This is a genomic window from Rosistilla oblonga, from assembly GCF_007751715.1.
Taxonomy (GTDB): domain Bacteria; phylum Planctomycetota; class Planctomycetia; order Pirellulales; family Pirellulaceae; genus Rosistilla; species Rosistilla oblonga.
In genome coordinates, this window is record NZ_CP036292.1 from 1530612 (window position 1) to 1548728 (window position 18117).

Sequence of the window (18117 nt, forward strand, 5' to 3'; positions counted from 1 at the left end):
ACGGCTGCAGGGAAGGGAGGCGAGGCGAGCGATAAGGGGTTAGCCCGCAGCTTGTCGCGCTAGGTAAGACAAGCTTTTGATGAAGGCTTTCGCTTGCGAGACCTCTTGCATCGGCAGCGAGTCGAGCTCTGCACCGAGTTGGTCGTCGAGGGTTTCGCACAAGCGCGCGATCTCAAAATAAGCAGACGCTTCCAAGCGGCCGTCGGGGCTGCGTTCTTGCATCAGTTGTTCGATCCGTCGCCGGGTGCCATTCATCATGGGCTGCATCGTGGCGAGCGGCCAATGGATTTCACCGGTCTTGGGGTTGTACTGGCTTTCGGTCAGCGGCTTGGGACGCTTCATGTCCGCCATCCGGTGGACCTGTTCGGGAGTGATCTGGTTGCGATCGTAGCTCTTCGCTTCCTCGCGAATCCGTCGCTTTTCGTAGTAGGTCTCCGCGTATTTCACGCGGTTGTCCATCTGCAGCGAGCGAGCTTGTTCGACGTTGATCGCCGCTTTGGAGTTTTGCAGGTTGGCGTACCCGCTAGATCGGACCAAATCGGCCATTCCAGCCATCTCGCTACCCGCGATCGTCGATCCGGCACCGCTGCCGTAGCCACCGCCGTAAGAGTATGGGGGATATGGGTACTGAGCTAACGCCGGGGTTGCCGTCGCAGCCAAGCACGCAACGGTGAAGAGGAATCGCAACATGGGGGCAATCTTTTCTGAGGAATCGAAAACGCATTCGTACTATCAATCTTAGACTGAAATTCAGACTATTCAACTATTCCGTTGAGCTGCAGATACCATACCCGATCGGAGGTTCGGGCGGGAAAAAAACAGGACCACCGGTCCGCTGTTTGTCGTGTGCGATATATCATGCAGCCCCGGTTTGTATTTGCGACGGTGGGGCTGTGCGGGCGTTGGTCGGCGATCGGCCAAAAACTCTGCCATTCGCAAGCTCTGCCGGAGTCGGACATCCACGAAAACTCCACCGCCTACCCAGTTCTGGACAATCCTCAATGGAACAGAGTTTCTTAGCATGGCTGCGCGGCCGTCAGCGTTTGTTGCCACAAGTTGCCGTTGGTATCGGCGATGATGCCGCGGTCATCGATTGGCCTCAGTCGCGACAGTTGGTGACCAGCGTCGATACGATCGTCGATGGAGTCGACTTTTTGCTGGACCAACATTCACCTGCGGCGATCGGGCATAAGGCTCTGGCGGTCAATCTCAGCGATCTGGCCGCGATGGCTGCCGATCCGGTCGCAGCGCTTGTGGCGATTTCGTTGCCCAATGAAAACGCGACCCAGGTGGCGGCGGCGGTCTACGAGGGAATCCTCGCGACGGCGGCAGATTTTGGCGTCGCGATCAGCGGCGGCGACATCACCTGCTACGACGGTCCGCTGGCGATCTCGATCACGATCATCGGGCAGGCTGAGCCGCAGAAATCGTGGCTCCGCAGTGGTGCGCAACCCGACGACGCGGTTCTGGTCAGCGGTTCGCTGGGGGGCAGTATTCTGCAAAAGCACCTCGCGTTTACTCCGCGAGTCCGCCTGGCGCAACAGCTTCGCGACAACTTCAGGATCAACGCGGCGATCGACATCAGCGATGGCCTGCTGTTGGATCTGGACCGCTTGTGCGCCGCTAGCGGTTGTGGGATCGAGTTGGAGTTGGATCGGGTGCCGGTTTCGGAGGATGCACAAGCGTTGTCGCAGCAGGACGGCGGCGATCCGCTGGAACATGCGCTCGGCGACGGCGAGGATTATGAATTGATCCTCACCTGCCCTGCCGATCAGGCGGCCGAAATCTTGGCGGCTGACTTGGGAACGCCGCTGACTCAAATCGGAACTCTGACCAGCCGGACCGGGCTGTGGTCGAAGCTGCCTAATAAATTGATCCGCTTGTCGCCTCGCGGCTTTGTCCACGGCGGCTGATCCAGATTGCCGGGCGGGAGGTGAAATCGCCTGCCCGCCCTGCGGTTTTCGGGGAAGCGTGATCGCTAGGTAAACAGGGTCTGTCTGTTAAAGCAGACCAATGCGCGAAGCCGGAACTTCTGTAATGATCGTGCCGGCAGCGGGGGATGGGGCGCTCTATCGCCGGTCATCGGCCGAAGTTGATTTGCATTTCGCGATTCGTCTCGCAAACTTGGGCATCCTTCGCCCTTGCAGCACATACCGGAGAATCTTGTGCGACGAATTCAGCTTGCTTTCCTGGCTCTATCTCTTACTTCCCTAACCGGCTGCAGCGTCATCGGCGGCATCGAGCAATGGAAGTGCGATAACCTTGGGATGTGCCACTTCGGTATCCGTCCGACGCCGACCTGCGGCGCATCGCCTTGTCAGGAGCCTTCGTCTTGTGGCAGCCAGCCTTGCGGTGAACAGCCGTGTGGCGGTGGTCAACCGTGTCAGTCGCATCTGCACGAGCCCACGTTGGCAATTCCGCAGATCTAAAAGATCGCGATCTCCGCCGGACCGAAGGTGCTTCGGTCGCGACGCCCCGTGAGGCGCAAACCTCTCGTTTTTGAAGCCACCACAGCGAACTTGCTGAATCGGCGTGCGGATGCTTATCCCGCCGAATGCTCTTTGGGTGGCATGCCGTCCAGTTTTGGGCTGGCATATTGCGTGGCCTGTTGGTGGCCACGCGGTCGCGGGCCAGCCTAATGCTTGTAGGCTGGCTGGGATTGCCGACGAATGCCCTAGAGAATGAACTGGCGGACGCGGTTCGCTCTTCTTCTCGTCAGGCCCCTGCTGATATTCCGAATGGCACGATGTTGTGTGCTGTCGGTTCAGGCGAGATGGCAGCAGCGAATCGGGCCAGGTGCGTTTTTCGCACGGCTGATTGCTGGCTGCAGGGCCCGACGCTTTTCGTTTTTATTGCATCGGTAGCGGCGTCCGTCAGAGATCGGATGACCGATCTCTGCGAGAACGAGCTTACGCCGATTGCAGTTTCGAAGTCTTGATCAAGTGGTGCAGACGGCTCTTGGTGCGAGCTGCGGCGTTGCGGTGGATGATGTTCTTCGCACCAGCACGGTCCAATCGCTTGGCAGCCAGGCGGAACTGTTCTTCAGCAGCGCTAAAGTCGCCAGCTTGTACCGCTTCGCGAACCTTGCGGATTTGGGTGCGCATCGCGGTCTTGATCGCTTTGTTACGATCGCGACGGACAAAGCTCTGGCGGAGACGTTTTTTAGCACCTTCGGAATTTGGCATTCGTTGTTCCCTATACAAATCTCGTAGTAATTGATGCAATAGGAGCAGTTTGAGGACAGCGGGCCAAAATGTCTAGCCCAAAGTCACCGTTTCACCCCAACGAGCGACCGATTCATTCGGCGACCCGCATGCTTGGACACGTATATTTGATCGGAGCCGGTCCCGGCGATCCTCAGTTGATTACGCTGCGGGGGGTCCAATGTCTGAAAAAAGCAGACATCGTGCTGTACGATGGGCTAGTCAATTCGCAATTGCTGGCCCACGCCGCCGCCGATGCCGAGCTCGTCTGCGTCGGCAAACATGGCCAGCAACGGATCTGGACCCAAGACGAAATTCAAGTCGAATTGCTCCGCTTGGCGGGTGAGGGGCGGATCGTCGCCCGGCTCAAAGGTGGCGACCCGGCGGTCTTCGCGCGAGGAGCCGAAGAAGCCGCAGCGCTGTCGCAGGCGGGGATCCCGTTCGAAGTCGTCCCCGGAATCACAGCCGCCTTGGCTGCCGGAAGCTTCGCTGGCATCCCGATCACGCATCGCCACCACGCCTCTGCTGTGGCGTTGGTCACCGGGCATCAACAGGACAACGACGCCACCGATCTCGACTGGAACGCGTTGGCGAAGTTCCCCGGCACGTTGGTGATCTACATGGGAGTCACGACCGCCCACATTTGGTCGAAGGCTCTGATCGACGGCGGCAAGGCGACCGACACGCCCGTTGCGATCGTCCGCCGCTGCACCTGGTCGGACCAGCAGATCTTCCGCTGCACGTTGGCCGAGGTCGCCGATCGGTTGTCACCAGCCAACAAGATCCGCCCGCCGGCGATTGTGATCGTTGGGCCGGTTGCCGATCTGCCCGATCAGCTGGATTGGTTCCAGCGGCGCCCTTTGGTCGGGCAGCGCGTCTTGGTTACGCGTCCGAGTGGGCAAGCCGATGCGTTGGGGGAGGCCCTGAAAGAATTGGGCGCCGAGCCGTTGTATCAGCCCGCCGTCGAGATCGCTCCGCCAGCCGATTTTGCCGACGTCGACGACAGCATCGCCCGGCTTGCCGAATTCGACTGGATCGTCTTCAGCAGCCGCAATGGCGTCCAATACTATCTGGATCGGATCCTGGAGCTCGGCCGCGACATGCGGCTGCTGGGGCGTTGCCAGATCGCCGCGGTGGGCGATCGGACGGCGGAGGCTTTGCGGCGGTATGGCTTGCTGGCCGATCTGGTTCCCGAGGACTTCGAAGCTGCCTCGCTAGCGGCGTCGATGGCGCCGCAGGCCGCTGGGAAACAGATCCTTTCGATCCGCGCCAGTCGCGGCCGCGATGTCTTGCGACAGCAGTTGGTCGATGCGGGGGCAAGCGTCCGCGACGTGGTCGTTTATCAGAATCGCGACGTGCTTCAGGCGGACGCCAAGATCGGCCAGCGGATGGCCGACGGAGAGATCGATTGGACCACGGTCACCAGCAGTGCGATCGCGCGGTCGTTGGTGCAGATGTTTGGCGATTCGCTGAACCGGACCAAGCTGGCCAGTCTGAGTCCAATCACGACGCAGACGCTGCAGGGGCTCGGTTTTTCGGTAGCTTGCGAGGCCAAGCAGTACACGATGGATGGCCTGGTCGAAGCGATTCATCAGGCTGGCGATTAGCCGGATCGCGCGAGCGTCGCGCGATTTCCAGAGTTTTGCAGACCGGGCAGCTTACGCTTTTTCGGTCCCGACGCCGTCGGGGAGAGTGCCGTCGGCGACTTCGTTTTCCCACTGATCCATCAGCGGCCATTCGTTGGCAAGGGTGCCAAAGTCGGCCATTTTCAGATAGCCGCGCAGCCGATCGATGGTTGCGTTGAGCATCTTTTCGTCTTTGCGGAAGAACGGTCCGTGGCTGGGCAGCAGCCAGACGACGTCGCTGTCGCGAATCCGTTCGAGCGACTTGATGAAGTCGTTGATGTTGCTGCCGTGATGCGCATCGATCGCACCGACGCATCCGTCGCGATAGATGTTATCGCCACTGAACAGCACGTCGCCCAATCGGAACGACAGCTGGCTGTCGGTGTGCCCAGGCGTGTGCCAGACTTCCAGTTCCAGGTTGCCGATGCGGATCGTGTCGCCATCGTTGATCTGATGTTCGATCTCGACTGGCGGCATGTCCAAGTGGATGTTCTGAGCTTTGATCTCAGCAAACGTTGTCAGTTTGTCGCCGGTCTGCAACGCTTCGACAGCCAGCGGGTGCGACGTGACGGATGTCCGCAGCATCTGTTTCGCTTTGGCGAGCCCTTGGATGTGATCGACATCGGCATGCGTGGCGATCAGGGTCTTGCACTTCGACAGCGGAAAATCGAGTTGGCGAATCAGTTCGATGAACTCGTCGACGGTCTCTTCGTAACCGATGTCGATCAGCGTCCATTCGCCCTGGTCGTGGACGAGGTAGACGTTGCAGCCGAGTACTTCACCCGCCTGGAAGTTCAGTTCGATAACACCCGGAAACAGGGTTTTATGGGGCAACATTCGTCTGTTCGTGGCCTAAGTGAAAAGGAAAAATTATTTCCCTTAATGATAGGCCGCATCGCCCTAAAGCAACAGATGCGAGCTGGGCGAATTCGTCGATCGCTTCACCCCCGCTGTGGGCACGTTGCCCTGCCCTTTCGCAGCGACTATTCGACTTTGGTCGCTTCCATCTCGTAGATCGCGAGGTATTTGCCGTCGGGATACTTGTACTTTTCGGTCAGATGAAACTTCCCTTTGACAGCGACTGGCCGCGTTGAAAAGTTGGCGCTGTTGTCGCCGGTCATCTTGACCATGATGCAGTCATACAGAGCCGCGCCGGGACCGAAGCAGCATTCCTGGTTGTCGCGGACGAGGACAAACTGTTTGATCCCGACCTGTTGGAAGACCGATGCGGGGAGGATGAAGCCGCGAATCGTGACCTCTTTCCCTTGCAGGGCTTTGATCTCGGGAGTGACCATGCTGGGGTCGTAGTCGTCTTCCTTGTCCATCTCGAACAGGATCGTGTCGAACGAGATCTCTCCCTTGCGTTTGGGAGGCATTCGCCGGGGCGGAGCGGCTGGTTTGGCATCGGTCGGCGTCGGACGAACTCCGCGAGCCGGGCGTTCGGTCGTCGCCGCGGCGGCTTGTTCTTCTTGGCCTTTTTCTTTTTCGATCGGTGCGGCGGTTAGAGGCAGGACGACTGTCGATGCAAAGATCCAACAGGTCGCGATCCGCAGCATGCTGGAGGCGGGAGAGTGGGACAACATCTAGACGCTCGTTTCGTTGGGTGAAGGTTTTTTATTGCTTCACATAATCGGCTCGCAGTCGATAGAACAGAATGTTGTCGATGTCCTTTTTCGTGCGAAGCGATTTGTTCAGCTCGAATTGCCCGGCCAGCTTCATCTTCGTTCGCCCGTAGCGAACTGTCTTCGTGCCGGTCAGCGTGACTTCTATCATACTACTGGATCGCGGTTGGCCTCCGAAACAGCAGGTTCCCAGATCGGGTACCAAAATGAACTGTTTCAAAGCCCCTTCGCCCGACGCGGGGTGAATGTAGCCCTTGAGAAAAATATCTTCGCCGTCGATCTCAATCGCTTTTTCGGTCGGCGCGTCGGGGCCTTTGGCTCGTTCGAGTTCGTAGAACCCGACGCGTTGATACCCCTCGGGAACTTCGGTCAGATAGATGATGGTGTGCTCGGCGACGCCGCCGACCAGCAGCGCCACGTTCAGGAAGATCCCGGTTTTGGCGAGCATCAATCCGCCGTATTCTTCGGGAAACTGCTTGATCGAACGGACGGCGAAGATCCCGCAGGCCGCGCCAATCATCGCTAGCGAAAGGATCGGTTCGAACAGCGGCACCAGGCCCAGAAGGCCAACGATAAACAAGCTGACCGAGGCGATCGCCAGCTTGCTGAGGGCTCGATAGGGATAATCGACGGTGTCTGCGGTTGCAGACATCGGGGCAATGTCCGTGGCCATGGCTTTGTTGGGTCGGGCGGAATGAGGCAGCGACGAATGTCGGGAACTCAGGTCTGCGCCGGCAGAGTTCCCCCGCTGATGACAAGCCAGATCAGAATCGTCAGGCTCGTGGCGGTAATGCTTGATACGAACAACAGTCGCAGCGGGTTCACTGCGGAGATCGTGGTTGCCGATCGACCGACTTGCGGAAGCGCAGCCGTTGCCGCCGCCAATGGTTTCCCCGAATCGAAGACTTGGACCAGGCCCGATGCTGCGGAATCGGAGATTTGCGAAGTTTCCGCGTCTTTCTTAGGAGCGTCGGCTGCCGGGACGGGGAAGAACGTGTTGGCGCGACGAACCGCTGCCGGGTCGACTTTTTCCAGCTCGACAAGCGCCGCGGCCGCTTCGGGCAGCGGGCAGGCTCGCAAATAATTGATCACGGGAACGCGGACCCAGTTGTTGCCAGCTTCAGCCGTTTTGAACAGCTCCACCAAGGCATCGATCTGAGACCAGTCGCCCCAGCGAGCCAGATCGGGAATCACCAGATCGGCCAATTGCGGACGCTTCAGAACGTGGTGCAGCGAGCTGACCAATTGCTCTTTCGGAATCACATCGGTCTCGGTGCCATGGAATCGCAACGCCATGATCGCCGCGTACGTGTCGGCGTATTCTGCTTTTTTGTTGTCCAGGAAAAGTTTGTTCACCACGGGCAAGCCCTCGGCGCCGTTGAGCGTTAGATAACAAGCGATCAACGCATCGAGGCCGCCGCGAGTGCTCTTCTGCGTGCTGGTCAGCATCGCTTCGAGCATCGGGACGTCTTTTTTGTCGCCACACACGCCCAGCATCGTCAGATACAGCCGGCGGCGATCCGATGCGATTTCGGGATCTTTGATCCACTCGATCAATTGGTCGTGATGCATCTTGGGACCCAACGCTTTGACAGCCGAATACGGGGCGACAGCAAATTCGTCATAGGTGTCGCGCGCCAGCAAATCCTCTTCATCCTCCAAGAACTCTTGGAAGAAGACCAATCGTTCGACATCGTCGTCGGGCAGCTTGGTCAGTTTCAGCAGATAGTCTTCGGAGCGCTCGGTCAGCGGCAGCGGCGAAGACCACATCAGTTCGGGCGGATCGACGCCGGTCAGCATGAACCGTCGCCCTTTTTCCGCTTTGCCAAAATAAATCGATTTGACGCGTTGGTCGACTTTGACCAACTTCTCCCCTTTGAGGACAACCTTGACGGTCAGTTCGACTTCGCCGGTGTCCGATGGCTCGATCGCTTCGGTCGCTTCGGCGACGACGACAGCATCCATCGATGCCATCTCTTGGCGAAGGGTTTGGGAGACTGCGGTGCAGAAGGGGCAGGCCAACAGGTTGGTGGATTGGCTGAGCGTGGCGCAGATCAAAAGGAGGGGAACGAATCGACGTCCCATAGAACTATCCTCGGTTTAGGCGGGTGGGGTTCCTGCTGCCAACCGCTCCGCGTGCGAAGCTGTCGGCAGTGTGACGAATCGTCTCTACATAATAGGTGATTGTTCCGCAGAAAAGCACCCGTTGTCGCTTCGGATTGCCATAAAGTGCAAACTGGCCAAGCTTTGCAGATTGCAACGATTTTGTCGGCCACCTGAACATCCGACCGCCGAAAAGCGAGAGTCCAGTGCTTCATCCACATTTGAATTTTGGGTAGTGGACGAGGGCACGAGTCCTTTCGCGCCAGAGATTACGGGGACTCGTGACCTGGTCCACGACCAACAGTCCTAAAATCAAAGTTTGACAAACCACTAGTTCGCGTTGGCGTTTGTCGTGGCGGAGGTCTCCGCGCTTCGGGCGGGGCTGAACAGCGGTGACAGCAGCCCCACCAGTCCGACGACCAACAGCACGCACATCGTCACGCGTCGCAACCGGTGCCGGCCCAGCCACGTGCCAACGTGCAGCCCCATCCACGTCGCCACCAACAGCAGCGGGATGATCGCCATCGCCGTTAGCGAAGGGTTGATGATCCGCTGGCCGAACCAGTAGTACAGCAGTCCCCAGGCGGGGAGCATCGAGACCAGATACATCGTGAACAGAAACGCTCGCGTCCGCTTGGTGCTCCAGTCGTGAGCCTGCACCCACAGGACCATCATCGGGCCGCCCGTTCCGGTGCAGCCTTGGAAGAAGCCCGACGACAAGAAGGCGAGCCAGGTCCAGCCGACGTGCAGATGTTCGCGCGGCGTGGGGCGGAAGATCAGCAGCATCATCACGCACAGGATGACGACCGCCCCGATCAATTGACGCATGAATTGGACCGGGAAGCCATCGATCAACGAGAGGACCGCGATCCCGACCGGCAGCGATGCCATCCGAAGCGTTGCCGGAAAGGCAAACTCTTTCAGTTGCACTGTTTGGCGGTACTGCCACAGGCCCCATGCGTTTTGTGGCGTGGTCGCGACCAGCAGCGCCGCCTGCGTTTCGGGGATCCCCTGGCCAGCCCATAACATCAATGGCATGATGACCAGCCCGCCGGCAAAACCGGTCGCCGATTGGACGAAGATGCCCAGACAGACAACGGCAGCAAAGGCGGCGAGTTCTTCCAGTGGTAACATTTCCATCATGTTAGAGCGAGCTGGCGGTTTGGTGTAGGCCCGCCGCTGGAGTCGAGGCTTTAGCCGAAAATGCGCACCGTTGGAGTCAAGGCTTCAGCCGAAGATGCGCTCGGTCGGCTGAAGCCTTGACTCCAACGAAGATGCGCGCCGTCGGCTGAAGCCTCGACTCCAACACTTCTCAATCACGTTTCAAGCTGCCGATGTCCGATCTGTTATTTGTTTTCCCGCTGGCTGCGACAACCGCCTACATCGATCTGGCTTGGTGGCAGGTGGCGATCGCCGCCAGTCTGATCCTGATCAACGCAGCGGTCTCGCTGGCCCTGCGGTTGGATTTGGGCAAGCGGTTCCTCGTCGCTTCAGTCCGGCTGACACTGCAATTGATCCTGGTCGGATATGTGCTGCAGTGGATCTTTACCGTCAACCAACCCGCCGCGGTGCTGGCGATCGTCGCTCTGATGACGACGATCGCGGGGCTGTCGGCTGTCGGACGCAGCGAGCTGCGCTATCCCGGGATCTATGTCACCAGTCTGATCAGCGTCTGGGCCAGCAGCTGGATCGTGGCGGCGATCGCCGTCGTCTGGGTCGTCCAGCCCGATCCTTGGTGGCGTCCGCAGTACCTGATTCCGCTGGTCGGAATGATCTTGGGGAATGCGTTGACGGGGATCTCGCTCGGCTTAGATCGGTTCCTCAGCGAACTCAGTCGCGGAAGAGCGGTGATCGACGGAGCGCTCTGCCTGGGAGCGACCCGTTGGGAAGCTGTCCGCCCGACGGTCCGATCGGCGATGCGAACCGGGATGATACCGATCATGAACGCGATGACCGTCGCGGGAATCGTCAGCCTGCCGGGGATGATGACTGGGCAATTGCTGTCGGGAGTCGATCCGATGTCGGCGGTCAAGTATCAAATTGTGATCATGTTCCTGATCGCCGCAACCGTCGCGATCGGCACGCTCGGATCGATCATGATCAGCTACCGACGCTTGACCAACGACCAGCACGCCATCCGCTGGGACCGAATCGAAAAAAACGGCAAGTCGTAGAGAGGCCCTTTACATGTTGGGGACAGAAAGGCGAACGGAAGCGCCCGCACTCATTGAGGGCAACCTCCGCAACGCCATCTTTGTTAAGTACAACGTCGGCTAAGACGTGAAGGTTACGGTTTTCTAAACCGCAACAATGACCTTCTCGATCCAATCGAGTGCACCCTTGCTACGATAGAACCGATTTGTAGGTTCTTCAGTCTTTTGTTCAAAGTTCCTGCGTAAGGTGACTTCGTAAAGGCCGTCTTGGTGGTCGAATGTGATCAAAGGTGTTTTGCCGACTGCCTTTACTTTACCCTTGCCGACGTAGACAACGGCGCTGTCTTTGCCTTTCCTTTCGACTGCCAACGTTTCGAACTCGCTTCCACCAACTGCCTGTTGGTTGTAGCGATCACTGAGGATTTGATTGAACTCATTCCAATCTTGATCCGACTCCTGAGAATTCATGAGCTTAATAGAGAAAGTTCCTTGTTCTCGTTCAGCGGTTCCATGACGCTTGCAGGTCGCAATCATTGCGTCCATGTCAATTGAAACGACCTGAACCGGGGCTTCTGAATCGTCGGTTTGCACGACATCTCCAACTTTTAACACTGCGTACTCCATCTAAGGGTAAAAGTTTTGCTTGGCTCTTCATTAGCCAGTCTGGCAGTTGGGTCCATCCAATATGGACCAGTGCAACCAGCGTGCCACAATGGTCTTGGAGGGGCGATGTTTTAACAAATCGCTGTAGTTCTATTCTGGCGAGTGGCCGAGCAGTTATTCGCCGGTTGCGATCGTGACGCATGCAACTGTCGTATCGCCCGGGGGTGGAGCGGCAAATGTGCGGAGGATTGGAGGCCGATAAGACTTCGACGCGAACGGTCCATGTTTCCTTTCAGTCGATTGAGAGTTGTTATGCCATTTTTGGGCGGTAGCCTTGCATTTGAGAGATTCGACGTTTCGGGTTTTGATGCGCCGCAATTCATTGATGAGCACATCGAGGTCTTAGACAGCCATCGCGCTGGCCAGACGCAAACGTCGTCGACCGAAAACATTCACGTCGGTTTCCTCGGCGGATCGCATCTGTTTGATCCCGACTTCGACATCAGCAAGAACGTCATTAACGATGCGTTGCACTGTGGCGTGCGGATCGATACGAATCAGATCCCCGCCGCGATTCGCAACGCTTGGTTGCAGATGGAACTAGCGGCGCTGGCGAAAGATAATTCCAGCGGCGTGCCGACCAAGGCGCAGCGGAAGGAAGCCAAAGAAGCGGTCGAGCAACGCTGCGATGTCGAAGCGGCGACCGGCAAATATCGCAAGATGCAGCAGTTCCCGATTCTGTGGGACCAACGCAACAGCATGCTCTACTTCGGCGGATCCACCGGCACCGCCAGCGGTCACTGCGCCGACCTGCTGGAACGCACTTTCGAGATCGAACTGCGGCATGTCAGTGCCGGAACGATCGCGATGCAATGGGGACGCGACAACAAACAACTGGCCGATGTCGAAGACCTGGTTCCCGCCTGTTTTGTCCCCAACCATCACCATGGCGATATCGCCTGGACCAGCGAACATTCGCAAGCTCCCGACTTTTTGGGGAACGAGTTTTTGCTGTGGCTGTGGTGGACGTTGGAGAACGAAACCGACACCTTCGAACTGCCCGATGAGTCCGAGGTGACGGTGATGTTGAACAAGACGTTGACGCTGGAATGCCCCGCGGGCGAATCGGGCAAAGAGGTGATTTCGGCGGAAGCGCCGACGCGGTTGCCCGAAGCGATGCAAGCGGTTCGATGTGGCAAACTGCCTCGCAAAACCGGGATGACCGTTGTCCGCGATGGCCAGCAATTTGATCTGGTCCTGCAAGCCGAGACGTTTGCGATCAGCGGAGCCAAGATCCACGTCGACGAGGATATGGAGTTTGGCGTCGAGGACCGGATCGACGCGATCCGTGCGCTCAGCGAAACGATCGACCTGATGTTCCACGTCTTCTGCGCTCGCCGCGTCAGCAGCGCATGGTCGAAAGACCTCGGCGAGATCGTCAACTGGTTGGAAGTCAGCGATCAACGCGACCAGAAATCCGCAGCCTAAACGCAGCGGCTGGAGTCAAGGCTTCAGCCGACGGAGCGCAAAGTTGGAGTCGAGGCTTTAGCCGACGGTGCGCAACGGTCAAACCCAAACGAAGCCGCGGTAGCGGCGGCCGCATAAAGCCTGCGGCGCGAGCCGCAGGTTGCGTTCGATGCAATCTCCTCGCGAGCCTTGGTCAGGGGCGACACAGGTGCGCAATCTGTCGCCACCTCCGGGGCTTTTCGTTCTGATTGCGGCTTGTTCGGACCTGCGGCTCGCGCCGAGCCCTTTCAAGCTAGCATGGGCGTACCTCGGCATCCGTTTTGCACTGAGATCTAAGTAGCTTATTTATCGGAAGTTACGCGAAACGAGGTGGAATGATGACTGTTGATGAACTGCTTGATCGCTTCAAAAATGAGTGCCCTGTGGCGATGGGCACTCGACTGGTGCTCAATCATCTGCTCAGCGACGAGCGAATGGACACTCTATTTGCCACTCACGCAGGCTCTCAAAGATGCGGTGAACTCCTGTTCTCATCGGTCGCTGACATCATGGCCTGTGTTGCCTTGAACATCAAACCTTCGGTCAATGCTGCTTACAAAAAGCACAAAGAAAAACTGAAAGTCTCTGTCACATCCGTTTACAACAAGCTGCAAGGTATCGAGACCCAAGTGAGCCGCGCCTTGGTAAGTGAAACGGCGGCCGAGCTTTCGCAGTTGTGGGACCATCTCGAAGGTCCCAAACCACCGCCTGTGTTGAGCGGTTACAAGACACGGATCATCGACGGCAACCATCTGGCTGGGACCGAGCATCGAATCAAAGAGCTTCGGACCCTCGGCGCAGCCGCCTTGCCTGGCACCACTATCCCTATCTTAGATCCCGACAAGAAATTACTTATCGATGTGATTCTTAGTCGCGATGGGCATGCCAACGAAGCCACTTTACATCCAGAGATTCTTGAGCTTGTTGAAAAGGGGGAGGTCTGGATCGGCGACCGTCATTTTGCTTCACAGAAGATGATGACCACGATTGCCTTGGACAAGAAAGCCTTCTTTGTTTTTCGTCATTCAAAGGGCTTGTTACCAAATTGGGAATCGCAAGGAGAACGCCGGAAAATCGGGCGTTGTGACGGCGGAACACTGTACGAACAGACGATTGCGTTTACCTATCAAGGGCGTACGAGTTGCCCGCGGCGGGTCACGATCGAACTCGACACACCAACTCGCAAGGGCGACACCGCCGTTCACGTTTTGACCAATCTTCCCCAACGGGTTAGTGCGAAAAACGTGGCGAATGCTTATCGCAAGCGATGGAATATCGAAACCGCATTCCAGCATCTTGCCACGACACTGAACAGTGAGATAAATACGCTTGGATATCCTCAAGCGGCCCTGTTCAGTTTTTGCATGTCGATGATGATGTACAACCTAATAAGCGTAATAAAAACATCGATTGGCTGTGCAGCAGATGACGCGGATTTAGCCGACGAGGTTTCCAGTTACTATGCAGCCAAAGACGTCTCTGAATCGTGGAAGGGGTTCATGACGGCTGTGACTGAAAAGGAGTTTGATTCAGTCTATGGAAACCTAACCCTCAAACAGCTCGCCAAGGAGTTGGTCGACGTCGCTCGGAAACTCGATTTCAGTCAATACCGAAAGAGTCACAGAGGACCAAAGAAGCCACCACCGAAAAGGAAAAGCGGAAATCGTGGTAACCATGAATCGACAGCTAGAATCCTCGACCAAAGAGCCCCGAAATGCTAGCTTGAAAGGGCTCGGCTCGCGCCGCAGGCTTTATGCGATCGCCGCATACGCGGCTTGCAGATGCGATTGTCCGGCGTGATTGTCGCCACGCCGATCGACGGCGTGTCGGCCTCCGGCCTTGATGGGGGTGTTGGTCTAGAATCCCGGCGGCTTACACCGCCGGCAGATCTTGTGCCGGCCTCCGGCCTTAAAACTGGCGGTTCGGTTCCCACTCCCGGCGAACGCTTCCTGTTTTTCATGCACCCTTCGGTAGCCGCGGCAGCGGCGGCCGCATAAAGCCTGCGGCGCGAGCCAAATGGCACTCATTTTCACATTCCAGTAACATTTCCCTTCCCACCACATGCGATTGGCACTGAATTTGCGCTAGCGGTTTGGTTTTCTTTTGACTGCCAGAAAAAGCCATTCCATGTCGAGCGATGCAAGAACTCAGAACCTTAGTGCGGCTTTCGAACTGCTCAAACAGTGGACGGACATCGGCGATGCCGATGTGTTTGAAGAGCTTGGGCCAGCGGCCGTCTATAAAACAAGTGTAGTTCTGTGGCTGATGCTCTTCCAACGCCTCAACCCCAAGGCGAGTCTGCGAGATGCCGTTCTCCACTTTATCGCAACGGCTCCCCCGGAACTCAAGACGAACAAGCGACTTCGTGAGGGTTCGCTTTCGACGAAGAGCAGCAGTTACAGCGATGCACGACATCGGCTCAGCTTGAAGGCAGCTCATTGGTTCCAAGAGCGTGTCGCGTCGTCGATCGTTAACTCGACGGCGCCGACATGGGGTGACCGGCGTGTGTTCTTGATCGATGGAACGACCTTTACACTGGCTCCAGTGGCCGAGCTTCAGGCCGCTTACCCACCCGCCTCTAACCAGTACGGCGAAAGTGTGTGGCCAATCGCGTATGTGGTTTTCGCACATGAACTCAGCTCGGGGGCAGCAGTGCCTGAGGAGATTGGAGCTATGTATGGCCCAAACGCCGTCTCAGAAACTCGGCTTGCTCAAACTCTCATGAAGCGACTCCCGGCTAAATCCATCATCATGGCCGACGCTGGGTTCGGAATATTTTCGACTGCTTATCATGCCCATTTGAATGGACACAATTTTGTTCTACGGCTAAAGAAAGATCGATTCAATCGAATTCGGAAGCGGGCAGAGCTAATCCATTCGACAGCCACTTCGAAAAGCTACCGGGTGTCCTGGACTCCTTCGGCCAAGGAACGAGTAACCAATCCAGACCTCCCATCCGACTGTGTCATAGCGGCGATGATCCATGAATTGAAGATCGGGGAAGAGAGCCTCTACCTCGTCGAGGATATCGATGCGACGCCCAAGCAACTGCGCGATCTGTACTGGAAACGCAACGATATCGAAGTCGATATCCGCAACATCAAACTGGTAATCGGTACCGAAGAGATCCGAGCGAAGTCGAAGGAGATGTTTCTCAAAGAGTTCGCCTTGTCGATGGTAGCGTACAATTTAGCGACCCAATTGCGTCGCCAAGCCGCAGTGATTGCCGAGTGTGAGCCCCGCGAATTAAGCTTTACGGGCGTGTGGTCTGTCTACCGTCACATGCTGCAGGGGATTGAAGTCAGTGACCCCGGTCGTTGGATCGAACGTTTGGATCGCGTGCTGCACTACGCCTCAAAGCAAAAGCTTCCCAACCGCCCAGGCCGCAGTTATCCACGCGAGGCCTACGCCCGCCGCCCCAAAACCACCCACTTCCAGAAACGAAGAAAGAAAAGTAAACCCAACGATCCAGAAGAACCAACGTCAAAGTGAGTGCCATTGGGCGCGAGCCGCAGGTTGCGTTCGATGCAATCTCCACGCGAGCCCGGGTCAGGGGCGACACTCCGTGCGCAATCTGTCGCCACCTCCGGGGCTTTTCATCTGATTGCGGCTTGTCTGGACCTGCGGCTCGCGCCGCAGGCTTTATGCGATCGCCGCATCCGCGGCTTGTAGATGCGATTTGTCGGCTGAAGCCTTGACTCCAGCGCGGCGCTCATTGACTCCATCGCCGTAGCGCGGTGCTGCGCAATAGGCTGACGGCGGCGAACATGGCGATCCCTAACAGCGTCGCCATCGCCACGGCGGCGAAGGCTTCGTCGGCGCGCAAGCGGTCCATTTTTTGAGGGACCATAAATCCGAGGCCGTGGCCGCGGCTGCTGTTGCCGGCAAAAAACTCTCCCACGATCGCTCCGATCACCGCCAGTCCGGCCGATGTCCGCATCCCGGTGATCAGGTTGGGGACGGCGTGCGGTATCTGCAGCTTCCAAATCTGTTGCCATCGCGTGGCGTGGTTCAAACGAAACAGTTCCTGAAGGCCGCGCGGGACGCTTGTCAGGCCAGCGGTCGTGTTGGCGATGATCGGAAACAGGCTGACGATAAACGCGATCAGAACCACGCTCTCAAAGCCGGGTCCGCGGGTGTAGGTGATCAGCGGCGCGATCGCCACGATCGGGACGGTTTGCAAGATCACGGCGTAGGGAAAACAGCCGAGCCGCAGCAGCCGGAACTGGGCGAACACGATTGCGATCACCGATCCGGCAAGCGTGCTGAGAACGAAACCACAGACCGCCGCACGCGCCGTCAACCAAGTGGCCGCGGCGAGCTCCGGAGCGATCCGAACCGCAGCGGTGACGACGGTCCAAGGATAGGGAACGAAGTAATCCTCGACGGCGCACAGGTACTTCGCCGCCGACCAACCGGCGATCAACAGCACCAATGCCACCAACATCGGCCACAACGAATCGGTGAACCGTTCGACCCGCTGGTTCATTTGGCCTCTCCTCGCAACAACTGAGTCAAACGCTCGGTCAATCGATTGAATTCGATCGACGATCGCAAAGAAGCTTCGCGCGGGTGATCGAAGGGAACGTCGACGATCTCCGCGATCCGCGCCGGGCGATCGGTCATCACCAGCACGCGGTTGCTCAGGAAGATCGCTTCGCTGACGTTATGGGTGACAAACAATCCGGTCCATTGCTGTTGCCGCCACAATTGAAGGATCTGTTCGTTCAAGCGGCTGCGCAACAGATCGTCGAGCGCCGCGAAGGGTTCATCGAACAACATGATCTGCGGCTGCATCACGACAGCTCGAGCCAGCGAGACGCGCATCCGCATCCCGCCCGAAAGCATCGCCGGCAATTTGTTGCGATCGTCGTCGCGCAGACCGACCATCGACAGCACGCCCGCTGCGGCAGCGGTCGCTTCGTGGCGAGATTTCCCTGCCAGTTCCAACGGCAGCGCGATGTTCTCGAGGACCGTCCGCCAGGGGAGGAGCGTGGGATCTTGAAAGACGTAGGCGATCGGTGGGCGATCGCGATCGGCGACCGAAAGTTTCAAGCTGCCGCCGCTGGGACGCTGCAGGTCGGCGACCATCCGCAGCAGCGATGTCTTGCCGCAACCGCTGGGGCCAACGATCGCGACGAATTCGCCCGCTGCGATTTGAAGGTCCAGCGTTTCGATGATCGATTGCCCGTCGATCGATAGATTCAGCGAATCGGCAACAATCATCGAGTTGGAGTCTGCAGGGAGGGCGTTGGGATCGCGGGAAATCGAGCGCTGCGACGTTCGATGGGATCGACAATCG

The 18117-nt window shown here is 57.9% G+C and carries 16 protein-coding genes; 6 read left to right on the plus strand and 10 right to left on the minus strand.

The features are described 5' to 3' along the window. Nucleotides 1-39: 39 nt before the first annotated feature. Nucleotides 40-690 carry a hypothetical protein gene (locus CA51_RS05465; protein WP_145118529.1) on the minus strand — a complete coding sequence of 217 codons (651 nt, stop codon included), beginning with the start codon at nt 688-690 and terminating at the stop codon, nt 40-42. A 311-nt stretch (nt 691-1001) separates the two neighbouring features. On the opposite strand from CA51_RS05465, the gene CA51_RS05470 reads away from it, so the two are divergent. Then, complete coding sequence (locus CA51_RS05470; protein ID WP_145118531.1) at nt 1002-1913, plus strand: thiamine-phosphate kinase; 912 nt, start codon at nt 1002-1004, stop codon at nt 1911-1913. A gap of 996 nt (nt 1914-2909) precedes the next feature. Here the strand turns inward: CA51_RS05470 and rpsT are convergent. Continuing rightward, nucleotides 2910-3185, minus strand: a complete 276-nt coding sequence (rpsT, locus tag CA51_RS05475) for a 30S ribosomal protein S20 (RefSeq protein WP_145118533.1) — start codon at nt 3183-3185, stop codon at nt 2910-2912. A 128-nt stretch (nt 3186-3313) separates the two neighbouring features. Between rpsT and cobA the strand changes: the two genes are divergently transcribed. Continuing rightward, nucleotides 3314-4810 carry a uroporphyrinogen-III C-methyltransferase gene (gene cobA / locus CA51_RS05480; protein ID WP_145118535.1) on the plus strand — a complete coding sequence of 499 codons (1497 nt, stop codon included), beginning with the start codon at nt 3314-3316 and terminating at the stop codon, nt 4808-4810. 51 nt (nt 4811-4861) lie between these two features. Here cobA and CA51_RS05485 read toward each other — a convergent pair whose 3' ends face one another. The 5 genes from CA51_RS05485 to CA51_RS05505 form a co-directional block, all read right to left on the minus strand. Next, nucleotides 4862-5665, minus strand: coding sequence for an MBL fold metallo-hydrolase (locus tag CA51_RS05485; protein ID WP_145118537.1), 804 nt, complete (start codon nt 5663-5665; stop codon nt 4862-4864). A 146-nt stretch (nt 5666-5811) separates the two neighbouring features. Then, nucleotides 5812-6411: a DUF3299 domain-containing protein gene (locus tag CA51_RS05490; RefSeq protein ID WP_145118539.1), complete on the minus strand. Its 600-nt coding sequence runs from the start codon at nt 6409-6411 to the stop codon at nt 5812-5814. A 31-nt stretch (nt 6412-6442) separates the two neighbouring features. Beyond that, complete coding sequence (locus tag CA51_RS05495) at nt 6443-7102, minus strand: DUF3299 domain-containing protein (protein ID WP_231746016.1); 660 nt, start codon at nt 7100-7102, stop codon at nt 6443-6445. A 68-nt stretch (nt 7103-7170) separates the two neighbouring features. Next, on the minus strand, nt 7171-8535 hold the full coding sequence (locus CA51_RS05500; RefSeq protein ID WP_197451616.1) for a HEAT repeat domain-containing protein: 1365 nt from the start codon (nt 8533-8535) through the stop codon (nt 7171-7173). A 348-nt stretch (nt 8536-8883) separates the two neighbouring features. Beyond that, nucleotides 8884-9687: a sulfite exporter TauE/SafE family protein gene (locus tag CA51_RS05505; protein ID WP_231746017.1), complete on the minus strand. Its 804-nt coding sequence runs from the start codon at nt 9685-9687 to the stop codon at nt 8884-8886. 200 nt (nt 9688-9887) lie between these two features. On the opposite strand from CA51_RS05505, the gene CA51_RS05510 reads away from it, so the two are divergent. Further along, entirely contained in the window at nt 9888-10727 is an 840-nt protein-coding gene (locus CA51_RS05510) for an ABC transporter permease (protein WP_145118545.1), read from the plus strand. A 123-nt stretch (nt 10728-10850) separates the two neighbouring features. Here CA51_RS05510 and CA51_RS05515 read toward each other — a convergent pair whose 3' ends face one another. Continuing rightward, nucleotides 10851-11318, minus strand: a complete 468-nt coding sequence (locus CA51_RS05515; RefSeq protein WP_145118547.1) for a hypothetical protein — start codon at nt 11316-11318, stop codon at nt 10851-10853. 303 nt (nt 11319-11621) lie between these two features. On the opposite strand from CA51_RS05515, the gene CA51_RS05520 reads away from it, so the two are divergent. From CA51_RS05520 to CA51_RS05530, 3 genes are all read left to right on the plus strand, one after another. Further along, nucleotides 11622-12797: a hypothetical protein gene (locus CA51_RS05520; protein WP_145118549.1), complete on the plus strand. Its 1176-nt coding sequence runs from the start codon at nt 11622-11624 to the stop codon at nt 12795-12797. A 356-nt stretch (nt 12798-13153) separates the two neighbouring features. Further along, nucleotides 13154-14536: a transposase gene (locus CA51_RS05525; RefSeq protein ID WP_231746018.1), complete on the plus strand. Its 1383-nt coding sequence runs from the start codon at nt 13154-13156 to the stop codon at nt 14534-14536. Nucleotides 14537-14918: 382 nt separating this feature from the next. Then, on the plus strand, nt 14919-16307 hold the full coding sequence (locus CA51_RS05530; RefSeq protein ID WP_231745945.1) for an IS4 family transposase: 1389 nt from the start codon (nt 14919-14921) through the stop codon (nt 16305-16307). Nucleotides 16308-16527: 220 nt separating this feature from the next. Here the strand turns inward: CA51_RS05530 and CA51_RS05535 are convergent, their stop codons facing one another. Together CA51_RS05535 and CA51_RS05540 are read right to left on the minus strand one after the other, a co-directional pair. After that, complete coding sequence (locus tag CA51_RS05535) at nt 16528-17304, minus strand: ABC transporter permease (protein ID WP_145118553.1); 777 nt, start codon at nt 17302-17304, stop codon at nt 16528-16530. Further along, complete coding sequence (locus tag CA51_RS05540; RefSeq protein ID WP_145118555.1) at nt 17301-18041, minus strand: ABC transporter ATP-binding protein; 741 nt, start codon at nt 18039-18041, stop codon at nt 17301-17303. The genes CA51_RS05535 and CA51_RS05540 overlap by 4 nt, the downstream gene beginning before the upstream one ends. Between the last annotated feature and the right edge of the window lie 76 nt (nt 18042-18117).